This is a genomic window from Marinobacter halodurans (genome assembly GCF_004327985.1).
Taxonomy (GTDB): domain Bacteria; phylum Pseudomonadota; class Gammaproteobacteria; order Pseudomonadales; family Oleiphilaceae; genus Marinobacter_A; species Marinobacter_A halodurans.
This window is the reverse complement of sequence record NZ_SJDL01000152.1, coordinates 1-1023: the sequence shown is the minus strand read 5'-3', so window position 1 is coordinate 1023 and position 1023 is coordinate 1. Positions and strand designations below refer to the sequence as shown.

The 1023-nt window shown below is 63.4% G+C and carries 1 pseudogene; it reads right to left on the bottom strand.

Annotation, left to right across the window (positions count from 1 at the left end):
* A pseudogene (locus EZI54_RS23880) lies at window positions 1-652 on the bottom strand (hypothetical protein); the annotation flags it as partial.
* Window positions 653-1023: the final 371 nt, after the last annotated feature.

Sequence of the window (1023 nt, the reverse complement as noted above, 5' to 3'; positions counted from 1 at the left end):
GTACCCGTTGGCTCAGGCGCTTGAGCTCGTCGCTGGGCCGGGCCCTTTGATCTTCAGGCAAGGGTTGGGACCAAGCCTCCATCGCCGGAGGCAGGGACCGGTTCAGCAATCGCTGGAGCTTGCGGTTCTCCCACTCCACCATCCGGTTGGGCAGGGTCCAAAACGTCATCACGTGGTAGAGGTACCAGAAGAAGGTGTAGATCCAGCCCACCTCGCCGGCCTTGCGGCGACGGCGGACGTTGCGCCGGGCGGCGTGGAAGAAGGCCACGCCTTCCTCGTTGGGCGCATCGCCGCCGGTCATCAGCTCGCCGTTGGGCTGGATCTCTTCAAGCGAATGCACCTCATACTCCATGTAGGCGCGCAGGGCTTCCCAGGTGCTGATCGACAGCGGCAGGCCGTGGGTCGGGAACTCCAGGTTGAAGCGTTCTCCGGTCTCCGGGTGGCGGAAGCCGATGCCGAAACCGTACTGGCGGTGCACCCCGTACTCCGTCGCCCCCTGGGACTCGATCACCCAGGCTTCCAGTTCCTCCCAGGGGATGAAGATGGGTTCGCTATGGCCCTCCGGCACAAAGCAGACTTCCCGGCGCTGGCGGTTGAAGCGGGTGGGGGCGATTTTCTCGGCCCGGCGGTACATCTGCCAGCGAGGCAGCATGGCCAGGAACAAGCCGCCAAGCCCCCCCCCCTAGGCCTAACCAGAAACCGAAGTTAAAAGCGCCTTTGAACCCCCAAATAGCATCCTCCCAGCCGTTACCAAAGTGGTATCCGCCCCAGAAAACGAGTAAGGGGATAAATAACGCACAGAGTAAAAAACAAGCAAACGGCCCACCGAGCGCCATCTGCCAGGAAAACGCAAAGGAGTTGCCCACGCCGAAGTCCAGGTAATGATCGGTGACCGATCCCACCGCATGGCCGTGGTCCACCGGGGGCAACCCGGTGGGCAGGGGTTTGGGCGCCAGGTAGGTGATCCGGCCCGAGGGGAAGGGCTCCACCTCGCCGGCATGGTGGCGTTTGTGGTCAGGGCTC